Genomic DNA, 23,130 nt, shown 5'->3' with positions numbered 1-23,130 from the left:
CTAGAGCTCCCGCTCGCGGCGCCTCCCCGTTTCATCCGTCTCCCGTGACCGTGGCTTCGCCCACGGGGCCGCACTTTCTGCTTTAATTCATACCTAGTACGTGCGAATAATGGAGAACATGCCCATGCCTGTCGCCACCACCGTCATCCGCGCGACGGACCTGTTGTCGCTCGCCCGCGCCTACGCCGCGGCCCCCGACGACTGGCCGTTCGCGCCCCGCTTCGATCCCGCGCGCCGCTGGTACGGCCGCCTCGCCGTCGCCGACGACCACGAGGTCTGGCTGCTCACCTGGCTGCCCGGGCAGGCCACCGACCTGCACGACCACGGCGGCTCCGCCGGCGCGTTCACCGTCGTCTCCGGCGCGGTCGTTGAACAGGCCGTACGCGGCGGTGAGCTGGCGAACACCGTCCACGCCGCGGGCGAGGGCCGCCGCTTCGGCGCCCACCACGTGCACCGCATCGTCAACAACGGCACCCGCCCGGCCGTCACCGTGCACGCGTACGGCCCGGCGCTGACCGCGATGACGAGGTACCGGCTGCACGACGGCCGGCTCAGCGTCGAGTCCGTGACGAAGGCGGGGGCGGACTGGTGACAGTGCCCACCACGGAGCCGACCACTGAGCCGACCACCGAGCGGGCGACCCGCCGCGACCCGGGCCGGGGCATCGACGCCATTCTGGCGGAGGCCCGTGCCCGGCTGCACCGCCTCGACGCCGACCAGGCCCGCCTCGCCGCCGCGGAGGGAGCCGTGCTCGTCGACATCCGCCCGGCCGCGCAGCGAGCCGCCGAGGGTGAGATCCCGGACGCGCTCGTCGTCGAGCGCAACGTCCTGGAGTGGCGCTTCGACCCGCGCAGCGACGCGCGGCTGGATATCGCCGACCGGTACGACCTGCCGGTCGTGGTCTTCTGCTCCGAGGGCTACACCTCGTCGCTGGCGGCGGCCGCGCTGCAGGATCTCGGCCTGCACCGGGCGACCGACCTGGCCGGCGGCTTCCACGCGTGGAAGGCGGCCGGGCACCCGGTCACCGGGGGAGTGACTACGCTGGGAGGGTGAAGCTCAAGCTCGACCTCCACGACATCTTCAACCGCAGCGGCGACATCGACCGCGCGCTGCGCGGGATCATCGACGAGGCGGTGGCCAAGCGGGCCACCCTCGTCGAGATCATTCCCGGCAAGGGGTCGGGCGCCCTGAAGAAGCGGGTGCTGCGCTTCCTCGATCAGCGCGAGATCAAGGCGCTGTACCACCGCATCGAGAAGGACTCCGACAACTTCGGCCGCCTGTTCGTGCATTTCCGCTGGAACGAGTCGCCGGGCCGCCGTCGCTGATTCCCAGTTGTACCCCATGTGCCCCGCCCGCCGCCGCGCTGCGTCCTGACGGCGGGATTTCCTCCGGCGCGGCCGCGATCGGAACAGGGCACACCGGTCGGGGTCCCGCACGCTGGCACGGAGCCGGTCGGCGGTCAGAACGCGTCGGCGGCGTCGGCGAGGTGGCAGACCGCGACCAGCCGCAGCACGGTCCAGTTCGCGTCCGACCAGTCCACGCTGTCCGGCGTCGGCAGCGGCCGGCCGTGGCGCTGGTGCGCGGCGATGAACGATCGGGCGTACCCGGCCAGCGAGATCGGGTCGATCGCCTTTCCGGCCGCGAGCAGGCTCTCCCGGACCGCCGCGGCGTGCTGGTCGACCCGTGCGAGCAGGAACGGCTGCGCCAGCGCCTCGACCAGCCCGTCGATGCCGACCATGGCCATGACGTGGTCGAGGTAGAACCGGGAGTCGAGCTCGGCGGTCGCCAGGTAGCCGGCGTCGAGGCCCACTGGGGGCGGCGGGGGTGAGTTCGTTGCTCATGGACGATGACGCTAGGCAGTCCGAGGCCCGATTTGGTCGTCAACAACCGACCGGCACCCGTTCATGAACCGGAGCACTCCGTTCGGACGACATCACGCTCCGGAATCGTTCTGCCCGGGCGCCCGAGAATTGTCGGGGGTGGCGTGCAGAATGTCCTCACCCCGCGCCGGGCCACCCCGCCGGCACCCCGCTCAGGAGGACCGAAGACCGTGTCCGACCACACCCCCGACACCGACTCGGGCGACACCCCAGTCCCCGAACCGTCCGCCGGCTCGCCCACCGGTTCCGGCCCCGGCCAGGGCGGCGACCGCACCGCCGCGTCCCCGAGGCCGTCGGCCGGTCCTGAGGAACGTCCCGGCGGCGAGGCCGCCGCCGATGCCCCCGACCCGGCGCCCGTGCCTGACCCGGCTTCTGGGCAAGGTGCCGATCGCGGCCTTGACCCCGCACCCGCCCTCGGCTCCGCTCCCGACCGCGGCTTCGCCGCCCCGCCGCGGCGCCCGCTCGTGGCCGCCGTCGCCCTCGTCGTCCTGGCGCTGATCGCCGCGCTCGGCATCGCCGACGTGCAGCCGCCCTCGCCCCGCCCCGCCGCGGCCCCCGCCGGCGAGTTCTCCGCCGGCCGCGCCTTCGAGCACGTCCAGCGCATGGGTCAGGAGGTGCACGTCACCGGCAGCCCCGCGGCCGGCCGGGTGCGGCAGTACATCATCGACACCCTCACCGGCTACGGGCTGCACCCCGAGGTTCAGGACGCGGTCGGGGTCAACGCCGGCAAGTTCGGCGACGGTGCCATGGCGCACGTGCGCAACGTCATCGCCGTGCTGCCCGGCACCTCGTCCACCGGCCAGGTCGTCCTCATGGCGCACTACGACTCCGTCCAGGTCAGCTACGGCGCCAACGACGACGGCGCGGGCACCAGCACCCTGCTCGAGGTCGCGCGCGCCCTCACCGCCGGCGGCGGCGCGCGCCCGCGCAACGACATCGTCTTCCTGTTCACCGACGCCGAGGAGGCGTGCCTCTGCGGCGCCGAGGCGTTCGTCAGCCGGCACCCGCTCGGGCAGAAGCAGTCGGTGGTACTCAACTTCGAGGCCCGCGGCAGCAGCGGTCCCGCGGTGATGTTCCAGACCTCCGAGGGCAACGCCGACCTCATCGACGTCTACGCCCGCACGCCGCACCCGGTCGGCACCAGCCTTGCCGTCGAGGTCTACCGGCTGCTGTCCAACGACACCGACTTCACGCCGTTCCTCGCGCAGAGCCGCTTCACGGGCCTCAACACCGCGTACATCGACGGGTCGTCGGTCTACCACAGCCCGTTCGACCGGCCCTCGACGATGGACAGGGCGAGCCTGCAGCACCACGGCGACAACGCCCTCGCGCTCGCCCGCGAGTTCGGCCGGGCCGACCTGCCGCCGCTGATGAAACCCGCCTCCGGCGACGCGGTGTACTTCCCGTTCGCCGGCCTGCTGGTCCGCTACCCGTCTGCGCTGACCTGGCCGATCGCCGTCCTCGCCCTGCTCGCCGTCGCCGCGCTGGTGCTCCTCGCCCGGCGCCGCGGCCTGACCTCCATCCCGCGCAGTCTCGCCGGGCTGGGCCTGGCCCTGGTCCCGTTGATCGCGGTCGCGGTCGCCGCCCAGGCGTTGTGGGCGCTGCTCGTCACGATCCGTCCCGGTTACGGCGAGCTGCTCGACCCGGCCCGCCCGACCTGGTTCCGCTTCGGCGTCGTCGCGCTGACGGCGGCGATCCTGCTGTGCTGGTACGCGCTGAGCCGCCGCAGGCTGGGCCCCGTGCCGCTGGCGACCGGCGGCCTGGCCCTGCTGGCGCTGCTCGGCGCGCTTTTCGCGGCGGCCATCCCCGGCGGCTCGTACCTGGCCGCCATCCCGGCCCTGGTCGGCGCCCTGGCCGGTATCGGCGCCCTGTATGCGCGCCCCGCCGTGGCCAAGGTCGCCATCCTCACCGCCGGCGCCGCCGTGGCCGCGCTCATCCTGGCGCCGACCGTCGCCCTGTTCTTCCCCGCGCTGGGCCTGGCCACCGGCGCCGCCGCGGCGATGTTCGCGATGCTGCTGGGCCTGGCGGCGCTGCCGGTGCTGGAGCTGTTGTTCCGCCCGCCGCTCGCGACGCGCCACCGCCGGCTCGGCGCCGCCCCCGCGGCCGCGGCCGTGGTGGTGTCGCTGATCTGCACCACGACCGGCATGGTCGTCGACGACTGGGACACCGGCCATCCTGAGCCGACCCACCTCATGTACGCGCTGGACCGCGACACCGGCACCGCCGAGTGGGTCAGCCTGGAGCAGTCGCCGGGCGACTGGACGTCCGGTTACGTGCGCAACCACCAGGCGCTCAACCGGCTGTTCCCGGTGCTTCCCGACGGCATGCTCTCCGTCGGCCCCGCCCGGGCCGCCGACCTGCCCGCCCCCGAGGCGACGATCCTGTCCGACGACACGTCGGGCGACCAGCGCACCCTGCACCTGCGCATCACCTCGAAGCGCCAGGTCCGCTTCCTGTCCTTCTACGGCGAGGTCGGCGACCATCGCGTCGTCTCGGCCGCCGTCGAGGGCCGGGAAGCCACCACGTACGTCACCGAGCAGGACCGCTTCGCCGTCGTCTTCCACGGCCCGCCGTCCGAGGGCCTGGACGTCACCCTGGTCCTGAAGGGCGCCGGCCCGTTCAAGCTCCGGCTCGTCGACGGCAGCGACGGCCTGGACGGCCTGCCCGGCTTCACGCCGCGGCCGCCCACCGTAGGCGTCTTCGGCAGCCACTCCAGCGAACTCCTGGCCGTGGCCGCCACCCAGACCCTCTAACCGCGGAGCCGCCGAGCCGCGGAGCCGCCCGCACCCGCCCCGACGGCAGAACGGGGCCTTCCATTCCGAACCGGAAGGCCCCGAACCTCCGAGGCTCCGAACCCGGAAGGCCTGGAACCGGAAGGCACGAGAAGAAGTCAAGCGGAAGCGCAAGCACAGCGATGGCGCCGCCCCACGTGGTGTGGGCCGGCGTCATTGCTGTGCAGAGGGGCCGGCGGCGTGGAAGGGCCGGAGCGCGGACGACCAGCGGAAGCGCCTTTCAGAACAGAGCGCTCCGTTTTCCCTTGTTCGATCAGCTGATGATCTGGAACGCCCACGGATAGGCGTCGTACGCGGTGGTCACGATACCGTTCTGCGTGCTGCCCTCGTAGGAGCTCTCTCCCTGCAAAATCTTGATTACCACGCGCCCGCCGTCCTCGAGCGAGATTCGCCCGTCGTGCACCGCCGCGGTACAGACCGACGAATCCGTGGTGTACGGGCCGGACCCCCACACCGTCCCGATCGTCCCGTGCGACGGGCATTCGTACGCGATCGTGGTCCCCGCCTTGCCGTCGTACTCCTCGGCCTTGCTGGCCCAGTCGACGTTCGGATGGTCGATCTCGGCCGATACGTACGAACTGTCCTGACTGGAACTGTTGTCGCCGGGACCGTCGTTGCCCGTCTTCCCGACGAGCTGGCTGACCCCGTATGCGCTGGCCCCGATCACCAGCAGTACGGCCACCGCCACCGCGACCAGCATCCCGGTGCGCCGGCCGCGCCCGCCGGCGGTACCACCGGAAGGCGCCCCGGCGGCGGCACGCGCCGCAACCGGCGGCACCGCCACACTGCCAGCGGCGCCGCCACCGAAAGCCGCGACCCCAGCAGGCGCGGGTCCGGTAATCCGTCCCACGGGCGGCCCGGGCACCCCAGGCCCACCGGGAGCCCTCGAGGTCGGCGCCGTGTACCCGCCAACGGCCGGCGAAACGGGATACCCGGTCACGGGGGCCGAGGAGAACGCCGGCGAGACGGGCGCCGAAGGCATGCTCGCACCACCGCCGCCCGGCACCCCCGACATCGGCATCCCGGGAGGCCCGGACACGGACGACGCGTCCGGCGGCCCTGAAACGCCGGAAGCAGGCGGCCCGGACACGGCGGGCGAAGCGGGTGACCCGTACACGGCGGGCGACGCAGGCGCCCCGGAAACGGCACCCGGCACGACGCCGGAGACCCCGGCTCCGGAAACCGGCGGCCCCCAGATCGCGCCGCCCGCCGCGTGCCCGGCGCCGGCGGAACCGGCCCCGGGCGGCGTGAACTGTGCGGAGGCCCCTACGGCCCCCTGCGCCACCACGAGCTCCGGCTGCTCCACCACCGTGGGCGCCTTCCCGAGCGCCTGATGCAGCAGCGTGGCGACGAGCGGAATCCGGCTCCCGCCGCCCACGAGGAACACGCCCTCGACATCGGCGGCGCTCAGCCCGGCCGCCGCGACCGCCGCCCGGGTGGCCGTCACGGTGGCGGCGAGGATGGGCCGGGCCAGCTGCTCGAACTGATCCCGCCCGAGCGGAACGTCCGTCTCCAGGGCCGGGATGTGGATCATGGTCGAGGAGGTCCGGGAGAGCATCTCCTTGGCGGAGCGCACGTCGTCCCAGAGCAGTCGGTTCGCGCGCCGCTCGGCGCTGCTGGACGGATGCGTCAGCCGCTGCCACGCGCCAGGGTCGCGCCCGGCGTGGGTCGCGCCGAGGTACCCGACGATCGCCGCGTCGATGTCCAGCCCGCCGGACGTGCTCAGCCCCTCCGCGGCGAGCACCTCGAACGCCCCGCGTCCGTGGCGTACCACGGACGCGTCGAACGTTCCGGCGCCCAGGTCGTACACGACGAACGCCGACCCGGGCGGCCCCGACGGCGCGCCGGCCCCGCCCAGCATGCGGAAGACCTGCGCGGCGGCGACCGGCTCCGGCACGAGCGTCACGGCCCCGAGCCCGGCGCGCTCCGCGGCCGCGAGCAGCACGCCGCGCCGGGTCTGCGCCCACGCGGCCGGGCAGGTGACGGTCGTGGGGCCGAACGCCCCGCCGGAGACCCGCCGCGCCTCCCCGGCGACCCGGGCGAGCACCGCGGCGATGAGATCGACGGTCGCGACCTCCCAGTCGCCGAGCAGGACCGCCGCCTCGTCGATGCGCCGCTTGGGATTCGGCTCGTACCGCTCGGGGCTGATCCGCGCCGCATGCATCGCGTCGCGCCCCACGAGCAGCCCGGACTGCGCGTCGGCGAACACCGCCGACGGGAGCGTGGGCGAGCCGTCGAACAGCAGCGGCCGGACGTGCCCGTCGGGCCAGGCCAGCATCGCCACGGTGTTCGAGGTGCCGAAGTCCACCCCGAGCCGGTGCCCTCGCGCGTCCACGTCGCCAATATACGGGCTGGTAGCGGCCCCGCGATCGGCCCAACGGTCCGCGTTGCGCGCTTGACGGACGCATCGACATCCGTCGGATCACGCCACGAGGGGGTCGACCGACACGCCGCGGTCGGATCGGACTGATCCACGTTCGGCGGAGCGGCGAACGCGGCCCGGCCGTCCTACCAACGCGCCGAAGCGAAGTTATCCACAGGAAGAAAATCTTGGTGGCGGTACGTCGTGTGCCGTTCTTATCGTCGAAGGCATGACGGTCGATGTGGCGATGCCGTCGGCGTTCACCGTCGACGACCTGTGGCGGGTGCCGGCCGCCGTGGTGCGCCGGGCCGGCCGGGTGGCGCTGGACGCCCAGCGCGCCCTGACCGCGATCCTCGAACGCGTGGAGGTCCCCGTCATGCTCCGCGACGACGGCCGCCTCACGTTCTTCCCGCACGACCCGACAGACGTGGCAGCGATCCGCGCCGCCCAGTCCGCGGCCCGGACGGTCCACGCCCACCTGCTCGGCGTCCTGCGCACCCCGCGCGGCCCCTGACCGACCTGCCCACTCCCCGCGCGGTCCGGGGGCCGACCTCGCTACCGCGCGGCGCCCGAGCCGACGTCGCTCCCGTGCGGCGCCTGGGCTGACGTCGTTCCTGCGCGCGCTCAGGCCGACGTCGCTCCCGTGCGGCGCCCGAGCCGACGTCGCTCCCGCGCGGCGTGCAGGCCCACCTCGCTTCCGCACGGCCCGCGTCGACCTCGCTGCCACGCGGCCCCTGACCGAACCGGCCCCAGGCCCGCCCCTGCCCGAAGTGGGGTGCGCGCGAGGGGACACCCCGGCGTGACGTCGCCCAAGGACACGCGACCCCCATTCGCGAGGTGTAGGTCGCGGTCGGCGAGTGGCGGCTGGCCCTCCGCCGCGACGCTGTCTTCTTCCCGCCCCGGTGCGGCGCCTTCCCCGCACCCCGTCATGAGCCGGCCCCGAAACCGGACGCATCCGGATATGACCGGAGACCTTCGTAGTCGTCGAACTTTTGGCTTTGATCGCAACTGTGTGATGGCGCCGGCGCGGGCGGCATCATGGTGCGGGTGTACGAGTTGGACGTCGTTTCGCCGGGCAGCCTCGGCCGGTTCGTCTATCGCTGGTACGGCGCGCCCGACCGCCCGGCGATGCCGCTCGACGACCCTGGCGTGCCCGCGCCGCTGCTCGAGTGGCACCGCCTGGCCGCCCGCTACACATACCCGCTCAGCCGCGACCATGCCATGGTCCCGCTCGCGGGTCGCGCCGAGAATGGTCGCGCCGAGAACGGTCGTGACGAGAACGGTCGTGACGAGAACGGAACGGTCCGTTTCTGGCAGGGCATCGACGACTGGTACTCGTACGACAACGGAGCATTCCGTTCCGGTATCGCCGATCCCGAGGTCATCGAGAACGACGAGCTGCCGACCGGCCTCACGCTGTCGCGCTTCCTGGTGTACGCCGCCGTGTACGAGGCCACCTACGCCCCGCTGCACGGCCTCGTCTACATGAACCCCGAGCCCGAGGAGTTGCGCGCCGTCCAGGTCCGGCTCCGCGAGCTCGACGACGGGCTCTGGCAGTGGCCCGACCCGCAGGTGCGCTACTACGGCGACGACGACCTGCTCGGCCACCTCGGCCCGGACCGGATCGTGCTCGCCGCCCGCCACCGCGACGCCCTGGGCCGCTTCGACGGCCTCGCCCTGCCCTGGGACTGGGACACCCGCACGCTCTGACAAAGCACAGAGACCCGCGAAAGCCGTCCAAAAGAGGCGGCTCAGGGCACGTGCACCAGCATCGCGCAGACGTCCTCGTCGTCGGGCACGTTCAGGCTCGTCACCAGGTGCGCCACCACGGCGTCGAAGTCGGCCAGGTCGATGGTCTCGCCGGCCCGCCGGACCTGGTCCAGGCCACCGCCGCGGCGGCGGTCGGCGCGTGGGCGGACGCCCGCGTACTGGCCGCCGGCGTAGAACAGCACCCGGTCGCCCGGCTCCAGGGTGACCGCCGTGTCGGTGTACCGCATCTCCGCGACCTCGCCGAGCGGCAGCCCCAGCGGCCCGGACAGCACCGTGCCCCGCCCGCCCGTGTCGTAGCGGACCGGCGCCACCTGCCCGGCGGCGGCCCACCGCAGCTCGCGGGTGGCGGGGGAGTACCGCGCCACCACGAGACTGGCCGTGTGCTCGACCTCCATCGCGCACAGCATGCCGTTGACCGCGGTCAGGATGTCGCCCGGCGCCATGTCCAGCGTGGCGTAGGCGCGCACCGCGTACCGCAGCCGCGCCGCCGTCGTCGTGGACGACAGGCCGCGCTCGTCGACGTCGCCGAGGACCAGGATCGTGCCGCCGCCGGGGACCGGTGCTGCGTCGTACCAGTCGCCGTCGACGGTGCCGACGCGCTCGGGGGAGCGGCACCGCCCGCGGAACCGCACGCCCTCCAGGTGCCCGAGCTCGGGCTCGGTGGGAAGGAGCGCCCGCTGCAGGGCCTCGGCCGCGCGTCGCTCGTCGGCGATGCGGTGCCGCTGCGCGGCGAGGGCCTCCTCGGCGCGGCGCAGCCGGGCCTCGGTCGCGCGCTCCTCGGTGACGTCCTGCACGGTGCCGCGCACCGCGGTGACGTTGCCGGTGTCGTCGAAGATCGGCTCGGCGGAGAGCCGCAGGCGCCTGCCGTTGACCCGGCCGGCGCCGCGCACCTCGGCCAGCAGTTGCTTGCCGTCCACGATCGTGCGGCGTACCGCGTCCTGCACGGCGAGCAGGTCGTCGGGGTGGACGGAGGCGGTGAGCTCCTCGACCGGCACCCGGGCCGCGCCGCGCCCGCCCTGGCCGCGGGTGACCTGGCCGTGGTGGAAGAGCCGGACGAGCTCGGGGGAGCAGCGCGGCTCGGGATCGCGCAGCTCCCAGCAGAACGAGCCGATCCCGGCGATCCGCTCGGCCTGCAGCAGCTGGTCGTACAGCAGATCGGCCTCGGTCGCGACCCGCCATACCGCGAACACCCGGTCCCACAGCCGCACCGCGTGGACCGACAGCGTCTGCGGCCCGGGCACCCCGTCAGTGCGCGGGTCGGCGTGCAGCCCGTCGAGCCGGCGCGGCTGGCCGTCCTGCAGTACCCGGGCGAACTCGGGCAGCAGCGTCGAGCTGCCCAGCGCCGGGTACGCGGCCAGCAGCGTCGCCTCGTCCGGGTCCACCCGCGCGCCGGAGAAGATCTGCCGGGCCAGGCCGTTGGCGTACTCCACCCGGAAGTCGACCAGCTGCCCGTCCTCCTGCACCGGGGAGAGCAGCACGCCCGGGTTGTGCAGTGCGTCCATGACGGTCGGCAGCCACACCTGCGCCGGCGCCGCCTGCCCGCTCTCCTCGCCGGCCACGTCGAACCAGGCGCTGGCGATGTCGTCGCCGATGAGCGCGTCGACCTGCCGGGCCACCGGCTCCAGCAGGGCGGCCACGTACCGGCGCAGCTCCTCGCCGTCCGGCAGCCCGTCCGTCCAGGTCAGCAGGATGCCGCCGATGACCCGCTCGCCGGAGATCAGCGGCGAGGCGAGCAGCGTCTCGCCGCTGAACGGCGGCTGGCCCACGACGGGGAAGCGCCGCGCCGGCTCGGACTCCGCCTGCAGCCACAGCGTCTCGACGTCCTGCACGGCCACGACCAGCGGCAGCCCGGGGTCCGGCGGGATGCGCGACCACCGGCTGCGCACCTCGCCCGGCACCCCGCACGCGCCGACCCCGCGCTGCGCGCCGTCAGGGTCGAGCAGGGTCAGCATCACGGAGGTCGGCGGCGGCCAGGCGGTCGGCGCGGTGCCGAGCACGTCGCAGATCTCGTCGTAGCTGCGGGCCGCCGCGATCCGGGCGCTGAGCAGCTGGTGCTGCGACTGCAGCGCCTCCACCTCGGGCGTGCGGCTGGCCCGTTTGCGGGCATTTTGCGGTACCATATCCGGCTTTTCCGGCTTTTTGCCCTCCGTGCGGCGGCGCGCCACGTGCTGGCGCAGCTCGTCGTCGATGAGGTTCACCACGTCCGGCGCGTTGGGGTCCGGCGAGGTGGTCCCGACGATCGCCGCGGCGACCTCGATGAGCTTGATGTTCGTGCGCTGGGACAGCCGTACGAGCTGGTCGAAGCCCTGGTCCGGGGTGATCCCGAGCCGCTGCACAAGCACGCCCTTGGCCTGCTCGATCACGGCGCGGTTCCGCATGGCGGTGCGCACCCCGGTCAGCTCGGCCCGCAGCTTCGCGACCAGCGCGGCGAGCGCATCGGCCGGCTCGGCGCTGCCGCCCTCAGCGGGGGCCCTGTCGACCATGCCTCCTGCCTCTCCGGTCCGTGCGCGCCGCCCATCGGCTCGCCCGTTGATGTTTACCACCAACCGGCGCGGGTAGGGGCGGTGCAGTCAAGCGCAGTCGGCTCGGTGGAGGTCGGTGTTTTGAGGATCGCCCTGGTCTCCGCCCAGGCTAGCCCGCTCGCGCTGGGCGGGCCGGGCGCGGAAGGGCGGCACACACACGTGGCGGCCCTCGCCCGGGTGCTGGGGCGCCTCGGGCATGAGGTGGCCGTGTACGTGCGGCGCGAGGACTCCACGGTCGCCGACGCGGTCGCGTACGCGCCCGGCGTCACCATCCATCATGTACCCGCCGGCCCCGACCGCCCGCTGCCGCCCGACGACCAGCTGCCCATCATGGGGGACTTCGGCCGCGCGCTGGCCGCCCGCTGGGCTGACAGCACGCCGGGCCCCGACGTCGTGCACGCCCACTACTGGCTCTCCGGCCTCGCCGCGCTCACCGCCACCGCCGAGGACCGCCGGCCGGTCGTCGTCACATACCACGGCCTCGCCGCCGCCGAGCGCCGCCACCTGCCCGCCGACCGCAACGCCCGCCCCGGGCCGCGGGCGGGGCTCGAGCGTACCCTCGGCTCGCTCGCTGACCGGGTCGTCGCGCAGAGCGAGGACGAGGTCGCCGAGCTCGGCCGGATGGGCGTGCGCCGCTCCGGCACCGTCGTCGTGCCGTCCGGCGTCGACATGGAGAGGTTCACGCCCGGCGGCCCGGCCGCCGACCACCGCCGCGCCGGCCTGCGCCGCATCCTCAGCGTCGGCCCGCTCGTGGAGCGAAAGGGCTTCGCCGACCTCATCGAGGCGCTGCGCCGCGTCCCGGGCGCCGAACTGGTCGTCGTGGGCGGCCCCGACCCCGCCGGCATCGACCGCGACCCCGAGGCCCGCCGGCTGCTGCAGCTCGCCGATCGGCGGGGCGTCGCCGACCGCCTGCGCTTTATCGGTGCCGTCGGCCACGACGAGATGGCCGCCTGGTACCGCTCCGCCGACGTGCTGGCCTGCGCGCCCTGGTACGAGCCGTTCGGCCTCACGCCCCTGGAGGCGATGGCCTGCGGCGTGCCGGTCGTGGCGTACGAGGTCGGCGGGATCGCGGAGAGCGTCATCGACAACGTCACCGGCGTGCTCGTGCCGCCCCGCGACACCGCCGCTCTGGCGGCCGCCCTGCGCACCCTGCTCGGCGACGAGGTGCGCCGGATGAGCTTCGCCAGCGCCGCCATCGACCGGGTCCGCTCCCGCTACACGTGGGAGCGCACCGCCGCGGAGCTGGAGCGCGTCTACCGCTCGGTGACCGGCGGCGATCCGGAAGCGGGCGCCACGGACGAGGCCGACGAGGAGGACGAGGCCCTCTCCGAGGTTTCATGACCCCCGGGTGTCGTACCGCGGGAGGCCCCCCGTTCGTGCTTGCGCCTTGCCCGTGGCGTGTACCTCGCGGTACGTTGGTCGGACCGCATCAGCCGAACGGCCGATGGTCGATCCGCCGGTCGTCCGGGATGGATGCGGACGATCCGGGTCATCCCGGACCAGCCCGGCGGGTCGTCAAACAGCCGCGATCCCGCCGCGGGCCCGTGCCGGGCGCTCGAGACCAGGGCGCCGACCGGCCGAATCTCAGGCCCGGGCCGCCGCGTGCCAAAAGTCGCGCGCCCTCGCGGTCCCCGGCAGGCAGGGGGATTCCCTCATGACCGTCACCGCCAACTCCTCCCGAAGCGCCGCACCCACCCCGTCCGTGTCCGGCCGGGCGGGCGGCAAGGAGGCCGAGGCCACCGCGCAGGCGCTGCTCACGCTGCTGGACGACCTTCCGGTGGACAGCCCCGACCGCCCGCGGATCCGAGCCCGGCTCATCGAGCTGTACCTCCCGCTGGCCGAGTACCTGGCCCGCCGCTTCCGCAACCGCGGCGAACCCCTCGACGACCTCACCCAGGTGGCCGGCGTCGGCCTGATCAAGTCCGTCGACGGCTACGACCCGGCGCGCGGCGCCGCGTTCACCAGCTACGCCATCCCCATGATCGTCGGCGAGCTGAAGCGCCACTTCCGCGACAAGGGCTGGGACGTGCGCGTACCTCGCCGCCTGCAGGAGCTCCGCCTCGGGATCGCCAAGGTCTCCGGCGACCTGGCCCAGGAGCTCGGCCGCTCCCCGACCGTCGCCGACCTGGCCGCCCGCCTGAGCGTCGGCGAGGAGGAGATCATCGAGGGCCTCGAGTCCGGCCACGCGTACCGCGCCCTGTCCATCAACGCCCCCGCCGGCGGCGAGGAGTCCGGCGCCGAGCTGGCCGACCTGCTGGGCGACGTCGACCGGGCCCTGGAGGCGGTGGACGACCGCGAATCGCTGCGCCCGCTGCTCGCCCGCCTGCCGATACGCGAGCAGCGCATCATCGCCATGCGCTTCTTCGGCAACCTGACCCAGACCCAGATCGCCGAACGCCTGGGCATCTCCCAGATGCACGTGTCCCGCCTGCTGGCGCGCGCCCTGACCTTTCTCCGCGGCGAGCTGGCCGAACCCCTCTGACCCGCCCGACGTCCGCGTTCCCCCCACAGCCCGGGTCATGACGTATCGGGTCAGCGAGAGAGGGGCGTGAGCGCCGACGACAGCTGGTACACGTTGTACGCCTGCTTGATGACCGGGTGCGCCACGTTCCGCACCGGCACCCCGCCCGGCGTCGCGCCCCGCTCCGAGCCGGCGTGCGCGTGCCCGTGCACCGCCAGGCCCACCTCCGGGGCGGCGTCGATGGCCTGCGCCAGGTGGTACGAGCCCAGGAACGGATAGATCTCCAGCGGCTCGCCCAGCAGGGTCTCCGGGACCGGCGAGTAGTGCGTCAGCGAGATCCGCACGTCGCAGTCCAGCGCGGCCAGCGACTCGCCGAACCGGGCGGCCAGCTCGCGGCCGTGGCGGGTGAACTCCTTCATCTCCGGCTCGCCGAACTCGCTCGCGCACGCGCCCGCGAAGCCGCCGCCGAAGCCCTTCGTGCCCGCCACGCCGACGCGGACGCCGGCGCAGTTCACGACGGTGCCGGTGCACTCCAGGACGGTGATGCCGGCGTCGCGCAGTACCGCCGCCACCCCCTCCTGCTGATCGCTGTGGTAGTCGTGGTTGCCGAGGATCGCGACCACCGGCACCGCCAGGCCGCCGAACTCCCGTGCCACGCAGCGGGCCTCCTCCTCGGTGCCGTGGCGGGTCAGGTCACCGGCGAGCAGCAGCAGGTCGGCCTTGAGGCTGAGGTGCTCCAGCGCCGGGCGGTACCGGCCCACGACGTCGGCGTCGACGTGTACGTCGCCGACCGCCGCCACCCGCACGCAGCCCTCCTCGGCCGTCACAGCTCCTCCACCTCTTCCGGCTCGTGCACGCGCGTGAGGCCGATGTTGCACCGCACCGGAAGGTCCGGGAACGCGTCGGCGATCGCCCGGCAGATCAGCGCGCGTCGCTCGGCGCTCTCCACCTCGCCGACGAGTGCGATTCCCGTCTCGGTACGCACGAACCTGATGCCCTGTTCCGTGATGCGTTCGTCCTCGGCGAGCAGGTGCTGCAGCTCGCCTTCGACGTACCCGGCGTGGTCGAAGGTCATGGTGTTCTCCCTCCCGGCTAGACGGCGGCCGACAGCGCGCTGGCCTCGGCCAGCGACATGACGCCGAGGCGGTCGATCAGGAACAGGAAAGCATGGGCGTACGGCGAGTGAGCCGTTTCGCGGTATACCCGCGGCCAGTCGATCTGCTCCCGCAGGGAGCGTGCCACCGGCAGCCCACGGGCGAAGTCGCAGTAGTGCGCCGACCAGGTGAGCACCTTGTGGATCATCAGCTCGGTCGCCGAGAGCACCGGCATGTGGCAGGCGTTGACCGCGATGACGTCGGTGTCCTGCAGTGTCGCGTCGGTCACCGGCCGCTGTACCGGGCAGAAGATGAAGTCGATGAGCAGGTCCCCCTGCTCGGTGGCGTCCCAGGCCTTCACCAGCCAGCCCTCCGTCGGCACCTCGCCGCGGAAGCCGACCTCGGACAGCGCGGTGAGCACCCGCTGCGCGTCCTCCTCCTTGATGAGGAAGTCGATGTCGTGGTCGACGGACTCGCCGCCGCGCGCGTACACCGCGAAGCTGCCCGCCAGGCAGAAGGGGATCCCCGCGTCCTTGAGGTGGAACGCGGCCTTCTTGAGGGTGGCGATCAGCGGCTGCCTGTCCTCGGAAACTGCCATGAATAGCGGCTTACCCGCCGAGTCATTCCGTCACACGCGCCGATTCGAGCGGGGGATATGGGCGGGTCGCCCTTCCGCAAGGTTGGCACATGTGTTCGAATGATCCCTCATGGAGCGCAGAAAGCACTGGTGGAACGGCACCTGGGGCCGGCTGGCCCGCCGCGACGTGTATCTCTTCGAGGACGCCGGCGTCTGGTGGGTCGAGTCGCGGGAGGGCGGCGCCGACGGCCGCAGCCGGCGCTACGAGTTCACCGACGAGGACCGCGCCATGGACTGCGTCTCCGGCCTGCTGGCCCAGCCCGGCAACTGGCGCGAGATCAAGTAGGTGCTCCGCGCGATCGCAACGAATCACCGAACGCGGCGACAATCACACAATGAACATGCGCCGAGAAGCACCGAATCGCAATGGTTCGCCGCGCCGGGCCGCCGTAGGTTCTTACGCATGAGTCGTCGCTACCTCATGTGCCGCCCCACGTACTTCGCGGTGGACTACGCGATCAACCCGTGGATGGACCCGACCGCACCGGTCGACGCCGAGCGGGCCGTCGCGCAGTGGACGACCCTGTACGAGCTGTACCTGTCGCTCGGCCACACCGTCGACCTCATCGACCCGGTGCCCGGCCTGCCCGACATGGTCTTCGCCGCCAACGGTGCCACGGTCGTCGACGGCCGGGTGTACGGCGCGCAGTTCCGCCACCCGGAGCGCGCCGACGAGGGCCCGGCCTACCTGGAGTGGTTCGCCCGCAACGGCTTCGACGTGCACGCGGCGAAGAACGTCAACGAGGGCGAGGGCGACCTGCTGCTTGCCGGCAGCGTCATCCTGGCCGGCACCGGCCTGCGCACCGAGCACGCCGCGCACGCCGAGGCGCAGGAGCTGTTCGGCCGGCCGGTGATCACCCTGCAGCTGGTCGACCCGCGCTACTACCACCTCGACACGGCGCTGACCGTGCTGGAGCACACGGGCACCGCCGGCAACGTCGCGTACTACCCCGGGGCCTTCTCGCCCGGCAGCCAGGAGGTGCTGCGCCGGCTGTACCCCGACGCCGTGCTCGCCACCGCCGAGGACGCCGCCGTGCTGGGCCTCAACGCCGTCAGCGACGGGCACCGGGTCGTCCTGCCGTCCGCCGCCACCCGCCTGGCCCGGGAGCTAGCGTCGAAGGGGTTCCAGCCGGTGCCGGTCGACGTTTCCGAGCTGCACAAGGCCGGCGGCGGCCCGAAGTGCTGCACCCTGGAGGTCCGGGGCGTGACCGGTCCGGAGCGAAGCGGAGGGGCCGGTCACCAGGAAACACAGGATTCAGGTCAGGGCACCGACGAGCGAAGCGAGGAGGGGTCATGACCAGTGTTGCGAACCTGACGGCCCCGGCGGTTGAAGAGGCCGAGCGGTACACCGCGCACAACTACCACCCGCTGCCGGTCGTCATCGCCGAGGCGGAGGGCGCCTGGGTCACCGACGTGGACGGCCGGCGATACCTCGACTGCCTCGCCGGCTACTCGGCGCTGAACTTCGGCCACCGCCACCCCGGCCTGATCGCCGCCGCGCGCGAGCAGCTCGACCGGGTCACGCTGACCAGCCGGGCGTTCCTGCACGACCAGTTCGGCCCGTTCTGCCGCGACCTGGCCCGCCTGACCGGCAAGGACATGGTCCTGCCGATGAACAGCGGAGCCGAGGCCGTCGAGACCGCGATCAAGGTGTCCCGCAAGTGGGGGTACAGGGTCAAGGGCGTGCCGGACGGGAAGGCCACGATCGTCGTCGCGGAGGGCAACTTCCACGGCCGCACCACGACGATCGTCAGCTTCTCCACCGACCCGGAGGCCCGCGCCGACTACGGGCCCTACACCCCCGGCTTCCGGGTGGTGCCCTACGGCGACCTCGACGCGCTCGCCGCCGCGGTCGACGAGACCACGGTGGCGGTACTGCTGGAGCCGATCCAGGGCGAGGCCGGCGTGCTCGTCCCGCCGCGCGGCTACCTGCCCGGCGTGCGCCGGCTGTGCTCGGAGCGCGACGTGCTGTTCGTCGCCGACGAGATCCAGTCCGGCCTCGGCCGCACCGGCGCCACGTTCGCCTGCGACGACGAGGGCGTCGTGCCCGACATGTACATCCTGGGCAAGGCCCTCGGCGGCGGCATCGTGCCCGTTTCCGCGGTCGCCGCCGGCCGCGAGGTTCTCGGCGTGCTGCGCCCCGGCGAGCACGGCTCGACCTTCGGCGGCAACCCGCTGGCCTGCGCGGTGGCCCGCGCGGTCGTCGCGCTGCTGGAGACCGGCGAGCCGCAGGAGCGCGCCCGCGAGGTCGGCGCCCACCTGCACCGCCGCCTCGGCGAGCTGGTCGGCCGGGGGCTCACCGCGGTCCGCGGGCGGGGCCTGTGGGCCGGCATCGACATCGACCCGGCGCTGATGACGGGCCGGGAGGCGTGCGTGCGGCTGATGGCCCGCGGCGTGCTGGCCAAGGACACCCACGGCTCGACGCTGCGCCTGGCCCCGCCGCTGGTTGTCACCCGCGACGAGATCGACGGCGCGGTCGACGCCCTGATCGAGGTGCTCCGGGGCTGAGCCGGCCGGCTCAGCGGCGCAGCAGGCGGCCGAGCCAGCCGGGGCGCTGCCCGGGCACCACCGCGGGCGCGTCCCGCACCACGACGTCCGGCGCCACGGGGCGGACCGGCGGGAGGACCGCCGGGCCGCCCGTCGAGCCGTCCGCGAGGCCCATCGAGCCGCCCGCCGGCACCGCCCGCGGCCGGGGCAGCGCCGCCCGCTCCCCGTGCGCGACCGGACAGCCGGCGGCCGGCGTCACTGGGGAGCGGCCCCGCCGCCCGAGCTCCCGCGCGTCCGGGTCGAGGTAGAAGTTGGGGCGCTGGTCGGCCTCGGCGTAGTAGCGGTGGAACACGCCGGTCGCCGCGCCGCTGATCGGCGGCACGATCCACGACCAGTCGGCCGGGGTACGGCGGCCGGAGCGCTCCTCGCTGGCCACGTGCGCCAGGAACCGCTCCGACTCGGTGTGATGGTCGCTGATGCGGGCGCCGGCCTGGTCGAAGGAGAACAGCACGGCCCGGTTGAGCTCGACCAGCGCGCGGTCCTTCCACAGCGAGCGCTCGGTGCCGGTGTCCAGGCCCAGCCGCGTGGCGACCAGCGGCAGCAGGTTGTAGCGGTCGGGGTCGGCGAGGTTGCGCGCCGATCTCGGTGCCCATGTACCAGCCGTTGAACGGCGCGAGCGGATAGTCGACGCCGCCGATGGTCAGCCGCATGTTCGAGATCGCCGGGATCGCGTGCCAGCGCAGCCCCAGCTCGGCGAACCAGCGCAGCTCCGGGTGCACGATCGGCACCTCCCAGACCGCGTCCTCCGGCAGCTCGTGCAGGCTCACCGTGCCGTCGGGCGACTCGAGCGCCAGCGGCAGCACGTCGAACGGGTTGTCGGGCTTGCCGTGCCAGCCGTACTGCCGCAGCGTCTCGGTGAACTGCGCGTAGCGCGGGTCGCCGACGAGCGTGCCGTCGGGGTGGCGGTGCCCGGCGTAGCGGATCAGCTGGTCGTTCCACAGCCGCGGGCCGGGGCGGCCCGGCGTGTGCGGCGCGAAGATCGAGATCATCGGGCGGATCACGTTGCGCTCGCGCTGCCCGGCCAGGCGCAGGTGGCGCACGAGCTCCTCGAAGATCTCCGCCGGGGCGGCGACCTTGCGCAGGTCCCGCACGACCAGGCTGCGCCAGTAGAGCCGGCCGATGCAGCGGCTGGCGTTGCGCCACGCGACCCGGGCGCCGAAGACCAGCTCGGCGTACGTGTGCGCGTAGGTGCCGGTCTCGGCGATCTCGTCGCGGACCCGGGCCAGCCGCTCGCGCGCGTCGCCGCGCTTATGGTGCTCGCGGTGGTAGAGGGCGAGGAAATCCTCCGCCTCCGCGGGGTCCACGGGTGCGTGGGCATCCCACTGCGGCCCAGGCATGTCGCGGTATCCAGGCACGCTCACGCGCCTACCTCCCAACGCCTCCGGTGGCAAGGCACCCATCGTGTCGGCGCCATGGGGACGCGGGTCGCACACCGTGTGCGGTTGGCGCCGCAGCGTCAGGATCTGCACGTCGCGGCGACGCCGGAGGGGGCGCAGGCAGGCGCCCCCTCCGCGGCCTCAGCCCGAGGCCACGCTTCGCAGCCGGGCCAGGTAGGTCTGCGCCACCACGACGAGCGCGATGAACGCCCCGCTGATCACCGTCTGCCAGGCCGAGGTGACCGTGCCGATCTGGTTGATCAGGTTCTGGATCACCTGCAGCAGCAGCACGCCGGCGACGGTGCCGCCGAGCGTCCCGGCGCCGCCGGTCAGCAGCGTGCCGCCGATGACGACCGCGGCGATCGCGTCGAGCTCCATGCCGGTGCCGAGCACCGTGACGCCGGAGCCGAGGCGGGCCGCGTTGATCGCGCCGGCCAGCCCGGCCAGGACGCCGGAGAGGATGTACACCCGCACCTGCGTGCTGCGGATCCGCACGCCCATCAGGCGGGCCGCGTCCGCGCTGCCGCCGATGGCGTAGACGGACTGGCCGAAGCGGGTGCGGTACAGCAGCAGCATCCCGACCGCGAAGAGCACGACGACGAGGTAGACGGGGTAGCCGATGCCGGCGAGGTCGCCCGTGCCGAAGTGCTTGAACGCGTCGGTCCTGACCAGGTAGGTGTTCGCACCCTCGCCGGAAAGCGCGAGCATCAGGCCCCGCGCCCCGAGCAGCCCGGCGAGCGTGACGATGAACGGCGCCAGCCGGGCGTAGGCGATGATCAGGCCCTGGGCCAGGCCGAACACCCCGCACACCGCCAGCGGCAGGGCGAAGGCGGCCAAGGTGCCGTACTGCGACGCCCACGCCGCGAGCACCCCGCCGAGCACGTACAGCGACCCGACGGACAGGTCGATGCCGCCGCCGATGATCACGAACGTCATGCCCAGCGCGATCAGCGCCGGCGGCGCCGCCGAGATGAGCACCGTGCCGGCGTTGGCGTAGGTGCGGAAGCTGTCGAACGCCACGACGCCGACGACGATCACGACGGCCAGCACGGCGAGCGCGCCCTGCCGCTGGATCAGCTCGACGACCCGCTCGGTGCGCAGCGAGGCGGCCTCCGAGCGCTCCGCCTGAGCCGGGGGAGTGGCTGGAGTGGCTATGGCCGGGCCGCTCATCGGGTCCTCCGTTCGCGCGCCGCGTACACGGCGACCAGGATGATGACGGCCTGGACCATCTGCGCGGTCGAGTCCCGCAGGTTGTTGGCGATCATCGTCGCGGTCAGCAGCTGCATGAGCAGCGCCCCGGCGACGGTGCCCAGCACGCGCACCTTGCCGCCGGTCAGCGGCGTGCCGCCGACGACCACCGCGGTGATCGCGGACAGCTCGATGAGCAGGCCGATCCGGGACGCGTCCGCGGAGCCGATCCGCGAGACCTGGATGACGCCGGCGACCGCGGCCAGCATCGCGCTCATGACGTAGACGGCCACCAGCACCCGGCGCACCGGCACGCCGGCGAGCACCGCGGCCGGCCGGTTGTCGCCGATGGCCAGCAGCCGCCGGCCGAAGACGGTCCGGCGAACCACGAAACCGACGACGACGGCGAGCACCGCGGCGATCCACACCGTGTAGGGCACGGAGAACAGCTCGCCGGTGCCGATCGCGAGGAAGCTCCTGTCGTGGATGTCCTTGTAGCGGCCGCTGGAGAGCACCAGCGCGATGCCCCGGCCGGCGACCAGCATGGCCAGCGTCGCCACGATCGGCTGCAGCCCGACGAACGCGACCAGGCCGCCGTTGACCAGCCCGATGACCAGGCCGCCGACGAGCGCGAGCACGATCGCGGGCGCGGCGCCGTAGCCGAGGTACAGCGGGATGATCGCCGCGCCCAGGGCCATCACCGAGCCGACCGACAGGTCGATGCCCTCGGTGCCGATCACCAGCGCCATGCCGAGGGCCACGATGACCACGGGCGTGACCTGGACCAGCTGGATGCGCAGGTTCGACCACTCGAGGAAGTTGCCGGTGAAGGCGACGTTGAACAGCACCAGCACGACGATCGCCACGTACACGCCGTAGGCCGGCAGCAGCCGCCACCATCTGGAAAGGTCCAGCCCGCGCCCCTGGGCGGGAGTGCTCACATCGGTCATGACGCGGCCACCGCGATCACGTTCATCAAATGCTCCGTCGTCACCTCGTCGCCGCGCAGCATGCCCACGACGGCGCCATCGCGAAGGACCACGACCCGGTCGGAGCCCTCGATGAGCTCCTCGGCGTCGGAGGACACCAGCACCACCCCGAGGCCCTCGGCGGCGAGCTCGTCGATGAGCGCCTGCACCTCGGCCTTCGCCCCCACGTCGATGCCCCGGGTCGGCTCGTCCAGCAGCAGCACCTTCGGCCCGGTGGCCAGCAGCCGGGCCAGCAGCACCTTCTGCTGGTTGCCGCCGGAGAGGTCGCCGACGCGCTGGTGCGGGCCGGACGCCTTGATCGACAGCCGGGTCATGAACCGCTCGACGATCTCGTCGATGCGCCGCTCGGAGACCACCCCGGCGGTGGCCAGCCGCGGCAGGACGGCCAGCGCGATGTTCTCCCGCACCGACAGCCCCAGCGCGATGCCCTCCGCCTTGCGGTCCTCGGGCTGCACGGCGATGCCGGCCTTGAGCGCGCTGACCGGGGTCGGGCGGCGCAGCGGCCGGCCGTCGACCTCGACGGTGCCGCCGTCCAGCGGCAGCGCCCCGGCCACCGCCTTGATGGTCTCGCTTCGCCCGGCGCCGAGCAGGCCGCCGAGCCCGACCACCTCGCCCCGCCGCACCTCGAAGCTGACCCCGGTGAGCCGGTGCCGGCTGCTGAGGCCGGTGGCCCGCAGGATCGGGGCGCCGCCCGCGGCGTCGTGCTCACCGGCGAAGCTGGTGAACGAGCGCTCCGCGGAGACCGGCCGGCCGAGCATGTGCGAGACGAGCTCGATCCGCTCCAGGTCGGCGAGCCGGCCCGCGTGCACCAGGCGGCCGTCGCGCAGGATCGTCACGCCGTCGCAGATGCGGTACAGCTCGTCGAGGCGGTGGCTGACGTAGACGATGCCGACGCCGCGTTCGTGCAGCCGGTGGATGACACCGAAGAGCGTCTCCACCTCGCGTGGCTCCAGCGACGAGGTCGGCTCGTCCATCACCACGACCTTGGCGTCGACCATGACGGCCCGCGCCAGCGCCACCATCTGCTGCGCGCCGAGCGGCATCAGGCCCAGCGGGCGGCGCACGTCGGACGTGATGCCGTAGCCGGCGAGGATTCCGGCCGCCTCGCGGTGCATCCGGGCGACGTCGACCAGGCCGAGGCGGTTGCGCGGCTCCCGGCCGAGGAAGAGGTTGCGCGCCACGCTCATCAGCGGGACGAGGTTGACCTCCTGGTAGATGGTCGAGATGCCGGCGGCCTGGGCGTCGAGCGGGCCGGAGAACGACACCGGCTCGCCCAGGTAGCGCACCTCGCCGGCGTCGGGCCGGTAGACGCCGGTGAGCACCTTGATCAGGGTGGACTTGCCGGCGCCGTTCTCGCCGACGAGGGCGTGCACCTCGCCCGCGCGCAGCGTGAACGAGACGTCGTCGAGCGCGCGCACGCCCGGGAACTGCTTGCTGACCCCGGCGACCTCGAGCAAGGGCTGGGACATGATGCCTCTCTCCCCGGCAAGGCCCGGGCCGGCAGGGTCCGGC

General features: G+C 73.4%; 20 protein-coding genes and 1 pseudogene. 11 read left to right on the top strand and 10 right to left on the bottom strand.

Translation table 11 applies throughout. From position 1 onward, the window contains the following. The first annotated feature begins 118 nt into the window (after positions 1–118). From ACGFI8_RS42715 to ACGFI8_RS42705, 3 genes are all read left to right on the top strand, one after another. On the top strand, positions 119–592 hold the full coding sequence (locus ACGFI8_RS42715; protein ID WP_392813504.1) for a cysteine dioxygenase: 474 nt from the start codon (positions 119–121) through the stop codon (positions 590–592). A 71-nt stretch (positions 593–663) separates the two neighbouring features. After that, a complete protein-coding gene (locus tag ACGFI8_RS42710) occupies positions 664–1,053 on the top strand; it encodes a rhodanese-like domain-containing protein (RefSeq protein ID WP_392813518.1) in 390 nt (129 codons plus the stop codon). After that, a complete protein-coding gene (locus ACGFI8_RS42705) occupies positions 1,050–1,325 on the top strand; it encodes a Smr/MutS family protein (protein ID WP_392813502.1) in 276 nt (91 codons plus the stop codon). Before ACGFI8_RS42710 ends, ACGFI8_RS42705 begins: the two co-directional genes overlap by 4 nt. Positions 1,326–1,459: 134 nt before the next feature. On the opposite strand, the gene ACGFI8_RS42700 is transcribed toward ACGFI8_RS42705, so the two are convergent. Further along, entirely contained in the window at positions 1,460–1,810 is a 351-nt protein-coding gene (locus ACGFI8_RS42700) for a DUF6401 family natural product biosynthesis protein (RefSeq protein WP_392813500.1), read from the bottom strand. 240 nt (positions 1,811–2,050) lie between these two features. Between ACGFI8_RS42700 and ACGFI8_RS42695 the strand changes: the two genes are divergently transcribed. After that, positions 2,051–4,633, top strand: a complete 2,583-nt coding sequence (locus ACGFI8_RS42695; RefSeq protein WP_392813499.1) for a M28 family peptidase — start codon at positions 2,051–2,053, stop codon at positions 4,631–4,633. Between the two features lie 292 nt (positions 4,634–4,925). On the opposite strand, the gene ACGFI8_RS42690 is transcribed toward ACGFI8_RS42695, so the two are convergent. Next, positions 4,926–7,007 (bottom strand): Hsp70 family protein, encoded by a 2,082-nt coding sequence (locus ACGFI8_RS42690; protein WP_392813498.1) that lies wholly within the window; start codon positions 7,005–7,007, stop codon positions 4,926–4,928. Between the two features lie 256 nt (positions 7,008–7,263). Between ACGFI8_RS42690 and ACGFI8_RS42685 the strand changes: the two genes are divergently transcribed. Further along, positions 7,264–7,548: a hypothetical protein gene (locus ACGFI8_RS42685; protein ID WP_392813496.1), complete on the top strand. Its 285-nt coding sequence runs from the start codon at positions 7,264–7,266 to the stop codon at positions 7,546–7,548. A 533-nt stretch (positions 7,549–8,081) separates the two neighbouring features. Beyond that, a complete protein-coding gene (locus ACGFI8_RS42680) occupies positions 8,082–8,744 on the top strand; it encodes a hypothetical protein (RefSeq protein WP_392813494.1) in 663 nt (220 codons plus the stop codon). Positions 8,745–8,785: 41 nt separating this feature from the next. On the opposite strand, the gene ACGFI8_RS42675 is transcribed toward ACGFI8_RS42680, so the two are convergent. Further along, on the bottom strand, positions 8,786–11,287 hold the full coding sequence (locus ACGFI8_RS42675) for a SpoIIE family protein phosphatase (RefSeq protein WP_392813492.1): 2,502 nt from the start codon (positions 11,285–11,287) through the stop codon (positions 8,786–8,788). A 120-nt stretch (positions 11,288–11,407) separates the two neighbouring features. On the opposite strand from ACGFI8_RS42675, the gene ACGFI8_RS42670 reads away from it, so the two are divergent. Then, on the top strand, positions 11,408–12,667 hold the full coding sequence (locus ACGFI8_RS42670; RefSeq protein WP_392813491.1) for a glycosyltransferase: 1,260 nt from the start codon (positions 11,408–11,410) through the stop codon (positions 12,665–12,667). Between the two features lie 313 nt (positions 12,668–12,980). Further along, positions 12,981–13,808 (top strand): SigB/SigF/SigG family RNA polymerase sigma factor, encoded by an 828-nt coding sequence (locus tag ACGFI8_RS42665; RefSeq protein WP_392813489.1) that lies wholly within the window; start codon positions 12,981–12,983, stop codon positions 13,806–13,808. A 50-nt stretch (positions 13,809–13,858) separates the two neighbouring features. Here ACGFI8_RS42665 and ACGFI8_RS42660 read toward each other — a convergent pair whose 3' ends face one another. From ACGFI8_RS42660 to ACGFI8_RS42650, 3 genes are read right to left on the bottom strand one after another with little or no spacing between them, the layout of a single operon-like run. After that, positions 13,859–14,614 (bottom strand): metallophosphoesterase, encoded by a 756-nt coding sequence (locus ACGFI8_RS42660; protein ID WP_392813488.1) that lies wholly within the window; start codon positions 14,612–14,614, stop codon positions 13,859–13,861. Beyond that, on the bottom strand, positions 14,611–14,862 hold the full coding sequence (locus ACGFI8_RS42655) for a hypothetical protein (protein WP_392813487.1): 252 nt from the start codon (positions 14,860–14,862) through the stop codon (positions 14,611–14,613). The genes ACGFI8_RS42660 and ACGFI8_RS42655 overlap by 4 nt, the downstream gene beginning before the upstream one ends. Before the next feature lie 17 nt (positions 14,863–14,879). After that, the gene (locus ACGFI8_RS42650; RefSeq protein WP_392813486.1) at positions 14,880–15,479 is read right to left on the bottom strand and encodes a nucleotidyltransferase family protein; all 600 of its coding nucleotides are present in this window, start codon (positions 15,477–15,479) and stop codon (positions 14,880–14,882) included. Between the two features lie 109 nt (positions 15,480–15,588). On the opposite strand from ACGFI8_RS42650, the gene ACGFI8_RS42645 reads away from it, so the two are divergent. From ACGFI8_RS42645 to rocD, 3 genes are all read left to right on the top strand, one after another. Next, entirely contained in the window at positions 15,589–15,804 is a 216-nt protein-coding gene (locus ACGFI8_RS42645) for a hypothetical protein (protein WP_392813484.1), read from the top strand. A 117-nt stretch (positions 15,805–15,921) separates the two neighbouring features. Then, entirely contained in the window at positions 15,922–16,815 is an 894-nt protein-coding gene (ddaH, locus tag ACGFI8_RS42640; RefSeq protein WP_392813482.1) for a dimethylargininase, read from the top strand. Further along, the gene (rocD, locus tag ACGFI8_RS42635; protein ID WP_392813481.1) at positions 16,812–18,026 is read left to right on the top strand and encodes an ornithine--oxo-acid transaminase; all 1,215 of its coding nucleotides are present in this window, start codon (positions 16,812–16,814) and stop codon (positions 18,024–18,026) included. The genes ddaH and rocD overlap by 4 nt, the downstream gene beginning before the upstream one ends. A 10-nt stretch (positions 18,027–18,036) precedes the next feature. Here the strand turns inward: rocD and ACGFI8_RS42630 are convergent. The 4 genes and pseudogenes from ACGFI8_RS42630 to ACGFI8_RS42615 form a co-directional block, all read right to left on the bottom strand. Beyond that, a pseudogene (locus ACGFI8_RS42630) lies at positions 18,037–19,402 on the bottom strand (nitric oxide synthase oxygenase). 180 nt (positions 19,403–19,582) lie between these two features. Next, positions 19,583–20,611, bottom strand: a complete 1,029-nt coding sequence (locus tag ACGFI8_RS42625) for an ABC transporter permease (RefSeq protein WP_392813479.1) — start codon at positions 20,609–20,611, stop codon at positions 19,583–19,585. Next, positions 20,608–21,579, bottom strand: coding sequence for an ABC transporter permease (locus tag ACGFI8_RS42620; protein WP_392813478.1), 972 nt, complete (start codon positions 21,577–21,579; stop codon positions 20,608–20,610). The genes ACGFI8_RS42625 and ACGFI8_RS42620 overlap by 4 nt, the downstream gene beginning before the upstream one ends. Further along, complete coding sequence (locus tag ACGFI8_RS42615) at positions 21,576–23,087, bottom strand: sugar ABC transporter ATP-binding protein (RefSeq protein ID WP_392813477.1); 1,512 nt, start codon at positions 23,085–23,087, stop codon at positions 21,576–21,578. Before ACGFI8_RS42615 ends, ACGFI8_RS42620 begins: the two co-directional genes overlap by 4 nt. Positions 23,088–23,130 lie beyond the last annotated feature (43 nt).

Origin of the sequence: Dactylosporangium sp. NPDC048998, from assembly GCF_043197855.1 — a bacterium.
GTDB lineage: Bacteria > Actinomycetota > Actinomycetes > Mycobacteriales > Micromonosporaceae > Dactylosporangium.
The sequence above is the reverse complement of the archived record's forward strand: the minus strand, read 5'-3'. Positions and strand labels throughout refer to the sequence as shown.

What these genes read in the sequence shown, in the direction of transcription:
- ACGFI8_RS42655 (WP_392813487.1), bottom strand. Translation starts at nt 14,862, where the DNA reads ATGACCTTCGACCACGCCGGGTACGTCGAAGGCGAGCTGCAGCACCTG.
- ACGFI8_RS42625 (WP_392813479.1), bottom strand. Translation starts at nt 20,611, where the DNA reads ATGAGCGGCCCGGCCATAGCCACTCCAGCCACTCCCCCGGCTCAGGCG.
- ACGFI8_RS42715 (WP_392813504.1), top strand. Translation starts at nt 119, where the DNA reads ATGCCCATGCCTGTCGCCACCACCGTCATCCGCGCGACGGACCTGTTG.
- ACGFI8_RS42645 (WP_392813484.1), top strand. Translation starts at nt 15,589, where the DNA reads ATGGAGCGCAGAAAGCACTGGTGGAACGGCACCTGGGGCCGGCTGGCC.
- ddaH (WP_392813482.1), top strand. Translation starts at nt 15,922, where the DNA reads ATGAGTCGTCGCTACCTCATGTGCCGCCCCACGTACTTCGCGGTGGAC.
- ACGFI8_RS42620 (WP_392813478.1), bottom strand. Translation starts at nt 21,579, where the DNA reads ATGACCGATGTGAGCACTCCCGCCCAGGGGCGCGGGCTGGACCTTTCC.
- ACGFI8_RS42685 (WP_392813496.1), top strand. Translation starts at nt 7,264, where the DNA reads ATGACGGTCGATGTGGCGATGCCGTCGGCGTTCACCGTCGACGACCTG.
- rocD (WP_392813481.1), top strand. Translation starts at nt 16,812, where the DNA reads ATGACCAGTGTTGCGAACCTGACGGCCCCGGCGGTTGAAGAGGCCGAG.
- ACGFI8_RS42650 (WP_392813486.1), bottom strand. Translation starts at nt 15,479, where the DNA reads ATGGCAGTTTCCGAGGACAGGCAGCCGCTGATCGCCACCCTCAAGAAG.
- ACGFI8_RS42665 (WP_392813489.1), top strand. Translation starts at nt 12,981, where the DNA reads ATGACCGTCACCGCCAACTCCTCCCGAAGCGCCGCACCCACCCCGTCC.
- ACGFI8_RS42615 (WP_392813477.1), bottom strand. Translation starts at nt 23,087, where the DNA reads ATGTCCCAGCCCTTGCTCGAGGTCGCCGGGGTCAGCAAGCAGTTCCCG.
- ACGFI8_RS42675 (WP_392813492.1), bottom strand. Translation starts at nt 11,287, where the DNA reads ATGGTCGACAGGGCCCCCGCTGAGGGCGGCAGCGCCGAGCCGGCCGAT.